Genomic DNA, 12,812 nt, shown 5'->3' with positions numbered 1-12,812 from the left:
AGGTTCCATGGCATCCAAACTGCGCATCCTCGGCATCGAAACCAGCTGTGACGAGACGGCGGCGGCTGTCGTCACGCGGCTTGCGGACGGCTCTGCTATCACCGAGGCTGATGTCGTCTTGAGCCAGCTCGACGAACACAGCGCCTATGGCGGCGTGGTGCCGGAGATTGCCGCCCGCGCCCATGTCGATGCGCTGGACACGCTGATCGAAGAGGCGCTGACCCGGGCCGGCATCACGCTGGCCGAGGTCGATGCCATTGCCGCCACGTCCGGCCCCGGCCTGATCGGTGGTTTGCTGGTTGGCCTGATGACTGGCAAAGCGATCGCAAGAGCGACAGGCAAGCCGCTTTACGCCGTCAACCATCTCGAAGGTCATGCGCTGACGGCCCGGCTCACCGATGGCGTTCCGTTTCCCTATCTGATGCTGCTTGTTTCCGGCGGTCATACTCAGCTCGTGCTGGTCAAAGGTGTGGGCGAGTACGAGCGCTGGGGCACGACGATCGATGACGCCCTTGGCGAGGCCTTCGACAAGACAGCGAAGCTGCTTGGTCTTCCCTATCCCGGGGGGCCTGCCGTCGAGCGGGCGGCGGCCACGGGCAATCCCAAGCGATTTGCCTTTCCCCGGCCTTTGGTCGGCGAGGCTCGCCTCGATTTCTCCTTCTCGGGGCTCAAGACCGCCGTGCGCCAGGCGGCAGAGGGCATAGCGCCTGTCACCGACCAGGACATTGCCGATATCTGCGCCTCGTTCCAGCATGCCATCTCTCGTACGTTGAAGGATCGCATCGGCCGTGGCCTGCAGCGGTTCAAGGAAACATTCCCCGATGTGGCCGAGCCTGCGCTGGTCGTCGCCGGCGGTGTCGCCGCCAACAAGGAAGTGCGCCAGACCCTCGATACACTCTGCGCCGAGCATCGCTTCCGCTTCGTCGCGCCGCCGCATCATCTGTGCACCGACAATGCTGTCATGATCGCCTGGGCTGGCCTTGAGCGCATGGCGTTTGGCATGCCCTCGGATGATCTTGCCGTCGCACCCCGGTCGCGCTGGCCGTTGGACCAGGACGCCAAGGCCCTGCTCGCTTATGGCAAGCGGGGAGCCAAGGCATGAGCGGGATGCAGCGTATTGCCGTCATCGGCGCGGGTGCTTTTGGTACCGCACTTGCCGCTGTGGTCGCCCAGACGGGCAGGGCGCAGGCTCTGCTGATCGGTCGCGATGCCTCGGTCATGGCTGATCTCGCTGCAAGCCGAATCCATGAGGATGCATTGCCGGGCATTCAATTGCCTGCCTCGCTGTCCTTTTCCGCTCGGGCGGAGGATCTCGGCGAGCCTGACATCGTGCTCTTCGCCATGCCGTCCCAGGCGCAGATCGCGGCGGCCGAAACTTACGGGCCGCATCTGAAGCCGGGTGTGCCTGTCGTGATCTGCGCCAAGGGGATCGAGAAGCAAAGCTCACGTCTGCTCACCGACGTGCTGGAAACGGCACTTCCCGGCCATCCGATTGCCATGCTTTCTGGTCCGGGTTTCGCGGCTGACATTGCGAAGGGCCTGCCGACGGCGATGGCGATCGCGGCTGAAGATCTGTCCCTCGCAGAACACCTGGCCAAGGCGATTTCCGGCCAGACTTACCGTCTTTACGCATCGGACGATCGGATCGGTGTGCAGCTCGGCGGCGCGTTGAAAAACGTGCTGGCGATAGCCTGCGGCATCGTCGAAGGTATGGGGCTTGGCGATTCGGCGCGGGCGGCGCTCATCGCGCGCGGCCTTGCGGAAATGTCGAGACTCGTCGATGCCATGGGCGGGCGAGGGGATACGGTGCGCGGCTTGTCGGGCCTCGGTGACCTCGTGCTGACCGCTACCAGCCACCAGTCTCGCAATCTGCGCTTCGGCATTGCGCTCGGCCGGGGAGAGCCGATCGGCACTCAGCAGGGATCGCTCGTCGAGGGAGCCTTTGCGGCTGCCGTTGCTGCAAGACTGGCTGAAGGCCACGCAATCGAGATGCCGATCACCCAGGCCGTTGCCGCGATCATCGACGGCAGGCTGGACATCCCGACCGCGATCACCCAACTGATGTCGCGACCGATCACCACCGAATAAGAGATCCCTTAGGAGAGACAAGATGCTGTTTGCCGTCATCTGCGCCGACAAGCCAGGCCACCTGAACCTTCGGATGGAAACGCGTCCGCCGCATGTCGAGTGGCTGAATGGGCTCAATGCCGCCGGCCAGCTGAAGATCGCCGGCCCGTTTCTCGATTCCGACGGCAAGCCCTGCGGCTCGATGCTGATCATCGCCGCCGATGATATCGAGGCTGCAAAGGCGCTGGCAGCACAGGACCCCTATGCCAAGGCCGGCCTGTTCGAGACGGTTGAGATCAAGCCCTATAACTGGGTCTTCAACAATCCGGAGGCGTGAACTGCATGGCATTCTGGCTCTACAAGTCCGAACCCTTCAAGTGGTCCTGGGAAATGCAGAAGGCCAAGGGTGACGTCGGCGAAGAATGGACCGGCGTTCGCAACTATCTCGCGCGCAACAACATGCGGGCGATGAAAATCGGCGACAAGGGCTTTTTCTACCACTCCAACGAGGGCCTGGAGGTCGTCGGTATAGTCGAAGTCTGCGCCCTTTCCCATCCGGATTCGACCGCCGAGGGGGACGCCCGCTGGGACTGCGTCGATATTCGCGCCGTCTGCGACATGCCCAAACCGGTAAGCCTGAAAGATGTCAAGGCGAACGAGAAGCTGTCGAAGATGGCGCTCGTCACCTCCATGCGGCTCTCGGTCCAGCCGGTGACGGACGACGAATATTTCGAGGTCTGCCGCATGGGTGGTCTCGAGAATCCGCCGGTCTGAGCCGCCCGTGAAGACCGATCCCGATCGCTTCATCCTCGACAACACCAGCGCGATTGCGCCGCCGCATGTGCCGGAGATTCGGCTTCATCTGGCGAGCGAAGTGCATGACCTCTGGATGAAGACGGAAGAGGATCTCGAGGCGATCGGACTTCCGCCGCCGTTCTGGGCGTTTGCCTGGGCGGGTGGCCAGGGGCTGGCGCGCTATGTGCTCGATCATCCTGAGACGGTTCGGGGCAAGCGCGTGCTGGATTTCGCCAGCGGATCCGGTCTGGTGGCAATCGCTGCGGCCATGGCGGGTGCTGCCGAGGTTCTGGCCGCCGATATCGATCCCTGGGCGAAAACTGCGGTGCGGCTGAATGCCGCTCTCAACGGTGTGACGCTGGCCTTCACCGATGATGACCTCATTGGTCGGTCGGTCGATTTCGACGTGATCCTGGCGGGCGACGTGTTTTACGAGAGCGACTTTGCGCGCGCGCTGGTCAGCTGGTTTGCCACGCTGGCCAAGAGTGGGTGCCTCGTTCTGGTGGGTGATCCCGGGCGCAGCTATCGCCCCACCGAACATCTTGAGCCGCTTGCGACCTACGAGGTTCCGGTGACGCGGATCCTCGAAGACAGCGAAGTGAAGAAGACGACAGTCTGGAAGTTTCTTTAGTTCTTCGGCCTGATGACGCAGACGCCGGCTTCGAAAGAGCATGCGTCCTCAGGGTTTTCCGCTGAAATTTCAATGATTTTCGCCTTCGGCGCGCGGTAGGCAATCACCTTCGGTCCCGTGGCCCGGTCGATGGCGAAGAAGACGCCGTTGCCCTTGATGCGCAGACCGGAAATGCTGCCGGCAAAGGTGCCGATGCCGGGAATGACGGAGGGCAGACCATTGCTGCCGACGACCGCTTCGCTGCGTCCGTAATGATGGCCGTAGCTGTCGCCAGCTTCAGCGATGCCGCCTGCGGATCCGAGCGCGACGGTCAAAACCGTCATGACGAGACGATACTTTAGCATGGGGCGACCTCCGGAACGCGGTTAACAAATCGTTAACGCAACATGCCGCAAGTGGTTGCTAAAGTCATCCACCTCAACGCTTTTTTCGTATTGGCTGATGCGGTTCGCAGGGACGCTAAAGTTCTATTCACGCGAATCGATTAAATTGAAATCGTCAAGCGAATGTGCTTGTCGTCCGGGAGTTCGAGGATTAAACGTCCCCCTGATGCGATGCACAACAATCGTTATGGCGCATTGCAAACAATATGTCCGTATGATCGGACCGCATCGAGACGCCGCGAGGTTTAGATGGCGAATGTGACTAAAAACCGGCCTATGTCGCCGCATCTGCAAGTTTACAAGCTTATTCCCACCATGTTGATGTCGATCGTGCACCGCATTACCGGCGGCGCGCTCTATTTCGGCACCATCCTGGTTGCGTGGTGGCTGGTGGCCGCTTCGACGGGTGCCGAATACTTCGAATGGGTCAACTGGTTCATGGGCACCATCATCGGTCGCCTGATCCTGCTCGGCTATACCTGGGCGCTCATCCATCACATGCTGGGCGGTCTGCGCCATCTGATGTGGGATGTCGGCTATGGTTTCGACAAGCATTTCTCGACGAAGCTCGCCAAGGCGAACATCATCGCATCCGTCGTCCTGACGCTCCTTGTGTGGATCGTCGCCTATATCATTCGCACCTGAGGCACCATTCCATGGATATGCGCACTCCGCTCGGCAAGGTCCGCGGTCTCGGCTCGGCCAAGGAAGGCACTGAGCATTTCTGGCGTCAGCGCGTCACGGCCGTCGCCAACATTCCGCTGATCCTCTTCTTCATCGGGTTCCTCGTCATGTACAACGGCGCGCCTTACGCCGAGGTGGTTGGCGCATTGTCGCACCCGCTCGTTGCCGTGGTCATGGCTCTGGTCGTGCTGTCGGCCCTGATCCATATGAAGCTCGGCATGCAGGTGGTCATCGAGGACTATGTCCACACGGAGATCGCCAAGCTTTTGCTTCTGATGCTGAACACGTTCTTTGCAATCCTGATCGGTGGCCTCTGTCTTTTCGCCATCTTGAAGATCGCATTCGTAGGGTAAATCAACATGGCAACCATTCATAACTTCGCCCAGACCGGCAAGGCCTACACCTATGTTGACCATTCCTACGACGTCGTGGTCGTCGGTGCCGGTGGCGCCGGCCTGCGCGCGACGCTCGGCATGGCCGAACAGGGCTTCAAGACGGCCTGCATCACCAAGGTTTTCCCGACCCGCTCGCACACGGTCGCAGCCCAGGGCGGTATCGCCGCCTCGCTGAACAACATGACGCCCGACTGCTGGCAGTGGCACCTCTACGACACCGTCAAGGGTTCCGACTGGCTCGGCGATGTCGACGCCATGCAGTATCTCGCCATGGAGGCGCCGAAGGCGGTTTATGAGCTTGAGCATTACGGCGTGCCGTTCTCGCGTAACGAGGAAGGCAAGATCTATCAGCGGCCGTTCGGCGGTCACATGCAGAACTACGGCGAAGGCCCGCCGGTCCAGCGCACCTGTGCTGCTGCCGACCGTACCGGCCACGCCATCCTGCACACGCTTTACGGCCAGTCGCTGCGCAACAATGCGGAATTCTTCATCGAGTATTTCGCGCTCGACCTGATCATGTCTGACGATGGCAGCCGCTGCACCGGCGTCGTTGCCTGGAACCTCGACGACGGCACGATCCATCGCTTCTCGGCCAAGATGGTCGTGCTGGCAACGGGTGGATATGGCCGCGCCTATTTCTCGGCGACATCGGCTCACACCTGCACCGGCGACGGCGGCGGCATGATCGCCCGCGCGGGTCTTCCGCTGCAGGATATGGAATTCGTCCAGTTCCACCCGACCGGTATCTATGGTGCGGGCTGTCTGATCACCGAAGGCGCACGCGGCGAAGGCGGTTATCTCGTCAACTCCGAAGGCGAGCGCTTCATGGAGCGCTATGCTCCGTCGGCCAAGGACCTTGCCTCGCGTGACGTCGTGTCGCGCTGCATGACGATGGAAATCCGTGAAGGCCGCGGCGTCGGCAAGAACAAGGACCATATCTTCCTGCATCTCGACCACCTCGATCCGGCTGTTCTTCACGAGCGCCTGCCGGGCATCTCGGAATCGGCGAAGATCTTCGCCGGCGTCGATGTGACCCGCGAGCCGATCCCGGTCCTGCCGACCGTTCACTACAACATGGGCGGCATTCCCACGAACTATTGGGGTGAAGTGCTGAACGCCGATTCCAGCAATCCGGAACGCATCATCCCAGGCCTGATGGCCGTGGGTGAAGCCGGTTGCGCCTCGGTGCATGGTGCAAACCGCCTCGGCTCCAACTCGCTGATCGACCTCGTGGTCTTCGGCCGTGCCGCTGCCATCCGCGCTGCGGAAGTCATCGACCGCACGTCGCCGATCCCGGCGCTCAATATTGCCGCTTGCGACAAGATCATGGATCGCTTCGACAATACGCGCCACGCCTCGGGCCAGACGCCGACCGCCGTGCTGCGCGACAAGATGCAGCGCGCCATGCAGGACGACGCGGCCGTGTTCCGCACGCAGGAATCGCTGGAAAGCGGTTGCAAGCGCCTGTCGGCGATCTGGAAGGAACTGCCGGATATCAAGGTCACGGACCGCTCGATGATCTGGAATTCGGATCTGGTCGAGACGCTCGAACTGCACAACCTGATGGCCAACGCCATCACCACGGTCTATGGCGCGGAAGCGCGCAAGGAAAGCCGCGGCAGCCACGCACGCGAGGATTACGTCGACGGCCCCTTCGGCGGCCGTGACGACGTCAACTGGCGCAAGCACACTCTTGCCTGGGTCAACGAGGCTGGCGATGTGAAGCTCGACTACCGTCCCGTCCACACCGAACTCATCGCCGAAGGCATCGATCCCTACAAGATCGCGCCGAAGGCACGTGTTTATTGATTTGAGAGGAACTGGACATGGTTGAACTTGCTCTTCCCAAAAACTCTCAGGTCACCGAAGGCAAAGTCTGGCCGAAGCCGGCCGGTGCCAAGAACGTTCGGGAATACCGGGTCTATCGCTGGAGCCCTGACGATGGCGCCAATCCGCGCATCGATACCTATTACATCGATGTCGACGATTGCGGTCCGATGGTTCTCGATGGTCTTTTGTACATCAAGAACAATATCGACCCGACGCTGACGCTGCGCCGTTCCTGCCGCGAAGGCATCTGCGGTTCCTGCGCGATGAACATCGACGGCACCAATACGCTGGCCTGCACCAAGGGCATGGATGAGGTGAACGGGACTGTGAAGGTCTATCCGCTGCCGCATCTGCCTGTCGTCAAGGATCTCGTGCCGGATCTGACGAATTTCTACGCGCAGCACCGCTCGATCGAGCCCTGGCTGAAGACGGTGTCTCCGGCGCCGGCCAAGGAATGGAAGCAGAGCCACGAGGATCGCCAGAAGCTCGACGGTCTCTACGAGTGCATTCTCTGCGCCTGCTGCTCGACCTCCTGTCCGAGCTACTGGTGGAACGGCGACCGTTATCTCGGTCCGGCCGTTCTGCTGCAGGCCTACCGCTGGCTGATCGACAGCCGTGATGAAGCGACCGGCGAGCGCCTCGACAACCTCGAGGACCCCTTCCGTCTCTATCGTTGCCACACGATCATGAACTGCGCCCAGGCCTGCCCGAAGGGTCTGAACCCGGCCAAGGCGATTGCCGAGATCAAGAAGATGATGGTCGAGCGTCGCGCTTAAGCCACATCGTCAAAACATTGAGAGGCCGTCCGGGAACTGTTTCGGGCGGCCTTAATTTATCCGTATAGTGCCGGCTATCGATCGGACGCGATATGGAACTTGATTAACCATCTTCGCGTAACATATTTCTAACCCAGTTGTACGGCAGGTTGCGGCGCAGGTCGCGAGAGCGGGAGTATAATGATGAAATTCAGCCATGCAGTCACCGGAGCAGCCATCCTTCTGGCGCTCGCAGGTTGCCAGCGCACATCCTATAGCAGCATGAATGCCGCCAACAGCGCGCTTCCGCCGCTGCAGGCGCAGCCCGTGCCTTCGGTGCAGTCCGGCCAGCTGCCGCCTCCTGGTGCTGCAGGTTCCGCCCAGTTCCCGGCAGCGCCCACCACGACGACTGCAGCACTTGACCCGGCCGCCGGTGCGCCTGCGACGGCGCTCGATGTCACCAAGGAATCGATGGTCGGCAACTGGCGCGTCCAGAGTGCGGGATCGAGCTGCGACATGTTCCTGACGCTCACCAATCTCGGCAGTGGTTCGCGTGGCGGCACCCGCGGTTGCGCCGGCGAACTTACGGCAATGGGATCCTGGGAAGTCTCGGGCAAGTCGGTTGTCCTCAAGGACCGCAACGGCAATACCATCGGCAGCCTCTACAAGACCGCCGATGCCCGTTTCGACGGCAGCACCGCTTCCGGTCAGCCGGTCAGCCTGAGCCGCTGATTCATCTCTCATCCCAGCGGTGGCCCTTGACGGGCCACCCACCCGGCGGGACATCATTCCATGCAGCCAGTTCCTGACTACGGCTTGAGCGTCGCCGAGCAGTTGCGCGCGATGACGGAGGCGGGGACCCTTCAGCCTGATCGTTACCAGTTCGACGTCGCTGCAAAGCTCGACCGTATCCTCACGGAATTCAAGGCGCGCAAGCCGGCAGCGAAAAAGAGTGCGCTTGGCTGGATGTTTGCCCAGAAGCGCAAGCCGCAAATCCCGATCCAGGGTTTGTACATCCATGGCAGCGTCGGTCGCGGCAAGACCATGCTGATGGATCTGTTCTACAAGCTCGCGCCTGTCGAAAAGAAGCGCCGCGCCCATTTCCATGAATTCATGGCGGATGTGCATTCACGCATCCATGCCCATCGCCAGAAACTGAAGGCCGGGGAAACGAAGGAGGCGGATCCTGTTCCTCCGGTGGCAGCGGCCCTGCGCGACGAAGCCCAGCTTTTGTGCTTCGACGAGTTCACGGTGACCGACATCGCCGATGCGATGCTCCTTGCGCGGCTGTTCACCGAGCTTTTCGCGCGCGGCTGCACGCTGGTTGCGACCTCGAATGTCGAGCCGGACAATCTCTACCGGGACGGGCTCAATCGCGGGCTGTTTCTGCCCTTTGTCGACCTGCTCAAGAAGAATGTGCAGGTGTCGACGCTGGACTCGCCGACGGATTACCGGCTGGAGAAGATGGAGAGCCTCCCCGTCTACGTCTCGCCGCTCGATGATGCGCCCAAGATGATGGACATTGCCTGGAAGCGTGTGACAGAGGGCTCTCCCGAGCAGCCGGTCTCGATCGCCATGAACGGGCGGACCATCGAGATCCCCCGCGCCGCTGGCCGATGCGCCCGGTTCACTTTCAGCGATCTCTGCGAGAAGCCGCTCGGGGCATCGGACTATCTGGCCATTGCCAAGCGCTTCGATGTTGTCTTCGTCGAGAACATTCCGCATCTCGGCCCCGAGAAGCGCAACGAGACGAAGCGGTTCATTATCCTGATCGATGCCCTCTACGATGCCAGCGTGCGGCTTTTTGCGTCCGCAGTCGCACTGCCGGAGACTCTCCTCACCGAGAAGAAGGGTACCGAAGGCTTCGAATTCGACCGTACAGTTTCACGCCTTTTCGAGATGCGGAGCGCCGATTATCTCGAACTGCACCAGTCGAAGCGTGACAAACATGACGAAGCTGTGACGTAATTTTTGACGTTTACGTAAGAATTTTATCTTCTAACCGATTGAAATTGATACACCGAAAATTATCGTTTGCGGTTTAGACCCTTTGGAGCTATGCGGTTTGTCCACAAGGGCAGGCTAACACTCGCCCTCGGCCTTGGTCGCGGATCCAAAAGGAAGTCTACAATGGCGCGCAAGAAGATCGCTCTTATCGGTTCTGGAATGATTGGTGGAACGCTGGCGCATCTCGCCAGTCTGAAGGAACTGGGCGACATCGTCCTGTTCGACATTGCCGACGGTATCCCGCAGGGCAAGGGTCTGGATATTGCGCAGTCGGGTCCGGTCGAAGGCTTCAATGCCAAGCTGTCTGGTGCCAGCGATTACGCCGCCATCGAAGGCGCTGATGTCTGCATCGTGACTGCCGGTGTTGCCCGTAAGCCTGGCATGAGCCGCGACGATCTGCTCGGCATCAACCTCAAGGTCATGGAACAGGTCGGTGCCGGCATCAAGAAGTATGCCCCGAACGCCTTCGTCATCTGCATTACCAACCCGCTCGACGCGATGGTCTGGGCCCTGCAGAAGTTCTCGGGCCTCCCGACCAACAAGGTCGTCGGCATGGCCGGCGTTCTCGACTCCGGTCGTTTCCGCCACTTCCTGTCTGAAGAATTCAACGTGTCCGTCCAGGACGTCACCGCTTTCGTTCTCGGCGGTCACGGCGACACCATGGTGCCGCTCGCTCGTTACTCGACCGTTGGCGGCATCCCGCTGACCGACCTCGTCAAGATGGGCTGGGTCACGAAGGAGCGTCTGGAAGAAATCATCCAGCGCACCCGTGATGGCGGCGCCGAAATCGTCGGCCTGCTGAAGACCGGTTCGGCCTACTACGCACCTGCTGCTTCCGCCATCGAAATGGCCGAGTCCTACCTCAAGGACAAGAAGCGCGTTCTCCCCTGCGCCGCTTACCTAACCGGCCAGTACGGCGTGAAGGACATGTACGTCGGCGTTCCCGTCGTCATCGGCGAAGGTGGTGTCGAGCGCGTCATCGAAATCGACCTGAACAAGGCCGAGGAAGAGGCCTTCCAGAAGTCTGTCGGCGCCGTTGCCGGCCTCTGCGAAGCCTGCATCAACATCGCGCCGGCTCTCAAGTAATTGCCATTTCGCCCAAAACAGGGACACGACAATGAACATTCATGAATATCAGGCCAAGGCTCTTCTGAAGAGCTTTGGTGCACCGGTCGCCGAAGGTGTGGCGATCTTCTCCGCAGAAGAAGCTGAAGCTGCCGCAAAGCAGCTGCCGGGCCCACTCTACGTGGTCAAGAGCCAGATCCATGCTGGTGGCCGCGGCAAGGGCAAGTTCAAGGAACTGTCGCCGGAAGCCAAGGGCGGCGTACGCCTCGCTTTCTCGATCGACGAAGCCAAGGCACACGCCAAGGAAATGTTCGGCAACACGCTGGTGACGGCCCAGACCGGCGACGCCGGCAAGCAGGTCAACCGCCTCTACATCGAAGATGGCGCCGACATCGCTCGCGAACTCTACTGCTCGCTGCTCGTCGACCGCTCGGTCGGCCAGGTTGCCTTCGTCGTATCGACCGAAGGCGGCATGGACATCGAAGCCGTTGCCCATGACACACCGGAAAAGATCCACACGATCGCGATCGACCCGGAAGCTGGCGTCACTGCCGCTGACGTGGCCAAGATCTCGGCTGCTCTCGAACTGTCGGGTGCTGCTGCCGAAGACGCCAAGGCGCTCTTCCCGATCCTCTACAAGGCCTTCGTCGAGAAGGACATGGCACTGCTCGAAGTGAACCCGCTGATCGTCATGAAGAATGACCATCTGCGCGTGCTCGACGCCAAGATGTCCTTCGACGGCAACGCGCTGTTCCGCCATGACGACGTTCGTGCACTGCGCGACGAAACCGAAGAAGACGCCAAGGAAATCGAAGCCTCCAAGTGGGACCTCGCTTACGTGGCCCTCGACGGCAACATCGGCTGCATGGTCAATGGTGCCGGTCTCGCCATGGCGACGATGGACATCATCAAGCTGTACGGCAAGGAGCCGGCAAACTTCTGCGACGTCGGCGGTGGCGCTGGCAAAGAGAAGGTCGCAGCTGCCTTCAAGATCATCACGGCTGACCCGAAGGTCGAGGGCATCCTCGTCAACATCTTCGGCGGCATCATGAAGTGCGACGTCATCGCGGAAGGCGTGATCGCCGCCGTGAAGGAAGTTGGCCTGAAGGTTCCGCTCGTTGTTCGCCTCGAAGGCACCAATGTCGAACTTGGCAAAAAGCTCCTGAACGAATCCGGCCTCGCGATCACCGCAGCCGACGATCTGGACGACGCTGCCAAGAAGATCGTCGCGGCGATCAACGGCTAATCTGAGGAACCTATTCGATGTCAATTCTTGTAAACAAGAACACCAAGGTCCTCGTTCAGGGCCTGACCGGCAAGACCGGCACCTTCCACACCGAACAGGCGCTTGCCTACTACGGCACGCAGATGGTCGGCGGTATCCATCCGAAGAAGGGTGGCGAAAACTGGACCGGCTCCAAGGGTGAAACCCTGCCGATCTTCGCGACCGTCGCCGAAGCCAAGGAAAAGACCGGCGCTGACGCATCCGTCATCTACGTTCCGCCGGCAGGGGCTGCCGACGCCATCATCGAGGCGATCGACGCCGAAATCCCGTTCATCACCTGCATCACCGAGGGTATCCCGGTCATGGACATGGTGCGGGTCAAGGCTCGTCTCGACAAGTCGAAGTCGCGCCTTCTCGGGCCGAACTGCCCGGGCATCCTGACGCCGGAAGAATGCAAGATCGGCATCATGCCGGGCTCGATCTTCCGCAAGGGTTCGGTCGGCATTGTGTCGCGCTCGGGAACACTTACATACGAAGCTGTGTTTCAGACCTCGAACGAAGGCCTCGGCCAGACGACGGCTGTCGGTATCGGTGGCGACCCGGTCAAGGGTACCGAATTCATCGACGTGCTCGAGATGTTCCTGGCCGATCCGGCCACGACCTCGATCATCATGATCGGCGAAATCGGTGGTTCGGCTGAAGAAGATGCAGCCCAGTTCCTGATCGACGAAGCCAAGAAGGGCCGCAAGAAGCCGATGGCCGGCTTCATCGCAGGCCGTACGGCTCCGAAGGGTCGCACCATGGGTCACGCCGGCGCTGTCGTATCCGGGGGCAAGGGCGACGCAGAATCGAAGATCGAAGCCATGGAAGCTGCCGGCATCAAGGTTTCGCCTTCGCCAGCACGCCTCGGCAAGACCCTGGTCGAAGTCCTCAAGGGCTGAGACCTGACGAAAATCAAGCCAGGCGAAGGGTTGG

General features: G+C 61.0%; 15 protein-coding genes. 14 read left to right on the top strand and 1 reads right to left on the bottom strand.

Annotated elements, in window-relative coordinates; translation table 11 throughout:
- Window positions 1–7 precede the first annotated feature (7 nt).
- From tsaD to C0V73_RS16025, 5 genes are read left to right on the top strand one after another with little or no spacing between them, the layout of a single operon-like run.
- The gene (gene tsaD, locus C0V73_RS16045; protein WP_102021006.1) at window positions 8–1,102 is read left to right on the top strand and encodes a tRNA (adenosine(37)-N6)-threonylcarbamoyltransferase complex transferase subunit TsaD; all 1,095 of its coding nucleotides are present in this window, start codon (window positions 8–10) and stop codon (window positions 1,100–1,102) included.
- Window positions 1,099–2,088 (top strand): NAD(P)H-dependent glycerol-3-phosphate dehydrogenase, encoded by a 990-nt coding sequence (locus tag C0V73_RS16040; RefSeq protein WP_102021005.1) that lies wholly within the window; start codon window positions 1,099–1,101, stop codon window positions 2,086–2,088. The genes tsaD and C0V73_RS16040 overlap by 4 nt, the downstream gene beginning before the upstream one ends.
- A gap of 22 nt (window positions 2,089–2,110) precedes the next feature.
- A complete protein-coding gene (locus C0V73_RS16035; RefSeq protein ID WP_102021004.1) occupies window positions 2,111–2,404 on the top strand; it encodes a YciI-like protein in 294 nt (97 codons plus the stop codon).
- 5 nt (window positions 2,405–2,409) lie between these two features.
- Entirely contained in the window at window positions 2,410–2,841 is a 432-nt protein-coding gene (locus tag C0V73_RS16030; RefSeq protein ID WP_102021003.1) for an EVE domain-containing protein, read from the top strand.
- 7 nt (window positions 2,842–2,848) lie between these two features.
- Window positions 2,849–3,493 carry a methyltransferase gene (locus C0V73_RS16025; protein ID WP_102021002.1) on the top strand — a complete coding sequence of 215 codons (645 nt, stop codon included), beginning with the start codon at window positions 2,849–2,851 and terminating at the stop codon, window positions 3,491–3,493.
- Here the strand turns inward: C0V73_RS16025 and C0V73_RS16020 are convergent.
- Window positions 3,490–3,837, bottom strand: a complete 348-nt coding sequence (locus C0V73_RS16020; RefSeq protein ID WP_102021001.1) for a hypothetical protein — start codon at window positions 3,835–3,837, stop codon at window positions 3,490–3,492. The genes C0V73_RS16025 and C0V73_RS16020 overlap by 4 nt on opposite strands.
- Window positions 3,838–4,125: 288 nt before the next feature.
- Between C0V73_RS16020 and sdhC the strand changes: the two genes are divergently transcribed.
- The 9 genes from sdhC to sucD all read left to right on the top strand — a co-directional run bounded on the left by sdhC (window position 4,126) and on the right by sucD (window position 12,778).
- Entirely contained in the window at window positions 4,126–4,521 is a 396-nt protein-coding gene (sdhC, locus tag C0V73_RS16015; RefSeq protein WP_102021000.1) for a succinate dehydrogenase, cytochrome b556 subunit, read from the top strand.
- An 11-nt stretch (window positions 4,522–4,532) separates the two neighbouring features.
- A complete protein-coding gene (gene sdhD, locus C0V73_RS16010; RefSeq protein ID WP_102020999.1) occupies window positions 4,533–4,913 on the top strand; it encodes a succinate dehydrogenase, hydrophobic membrane anchor protein in 381 nt (126 codons plus the stop codon).
- A gap of 6 nt (window positions 4,914–4,919) precedes the next feature.
- Window positions 4,920–6,764, top strand: coding sequence for a succinate dehydrogenase flavoprotein subunit (gene sdhA, locus C0V73_RS16005; RefSeq protein WP_102020998.1), 1,845 nt, complete (start codon window positions 4,920–4,922; stop codon window positions 6,762–6,764).
- A gap of 17 nt (window positions 6,765–6,781) precedes the next feature.
- A complete protein-coding gene (locus C0V73_RS16000; protein WP_102020997.1) occupies window positions 6,782–7,561 on the top strand; it encodes a succinate dehydrogenase iron-sulfur subunit in 780 nt (259 codons plus the stop codon).
- Between the two features lie 183 nt (window positions 7,562–7,744).
- Window positions 7,745–8,272: a protease inhibitor Inh/omp19 family protein gene (locus C0V73_RS15995; RefSeq protein ID WP_102021258.1), complete on the top strand. Its 528-nt coding sequence runs from the start codon at window positions 7,745–7,747 to the stop codon at window positions 8,270–8,272.
- Between the two features lie 60 nt (window positions 8,273–8,332).
- The gene (gene zapE, locus C0V73_RS15990) at window positions 8,333–9,508 is read left to right on the top strand and encodes a cell division protein ZapE (RefSeq protein WP_102020996.1); all 1,176 of its coding nucleotides are present in this window, start codon (window positions 8,333–8,335) and stop codon (window positions 9,506–9,508) included.
- 162 nt (window positions 9,509–9,670) lie between these two features.
- Complete coding sequence (gene mdh, locus C0V73_RS15985) at window positions 9,671–10,633, top strand: malate dehydrogenase (protein WP_102020995.1); 963 nt, start codon at window positions 9,671–9,673, stop codon at window positions 10,631–10,633.
- 31 nt (window positions 10,634–10,664) lie between these two features.
- Window positions 10,665–11,858, top strand: coding sequence for an ADP-forming succinate--CoA ligase subunit beta (gene sucC / locus C0V73_RS15980; protein WP_102020994.1), 1,194 nt, complete (start codon window positions 10,665–10,667; stop codon window positions 11,856–11,858).
- Window positions 11,859–11,875: 17 nt separating this feature from the next.
- The gene (gene sucD / locus C0V73_RS15975) at window positions 11,876–12,778 is read left to right on the top strand and encodes a succinate--CoA ligase subunit alpha (RefSeq protein WP_102020993.1); all 903 of its coding nucleotides are present in this window, start codon (window positions 11,876–11,878) and stop codon (window positions 12,776–12,778) included.
- Window positions 12,779–12,812: the final 34 nt, after the last annotated feature.

Source organism: Rhizobium sp. TH135, from assembly GCF_002855515.1.
Lineage (GTDB): Bacteria > Pseudomonadota > Alphaproteobacteria > Rhizobiales > Rhizobiaceae > Allorhizobium.
Note: the sequence above shows the minus strand (reverse complement) of the source record. Positions and strands in the feature narration are given on the sequence as shown.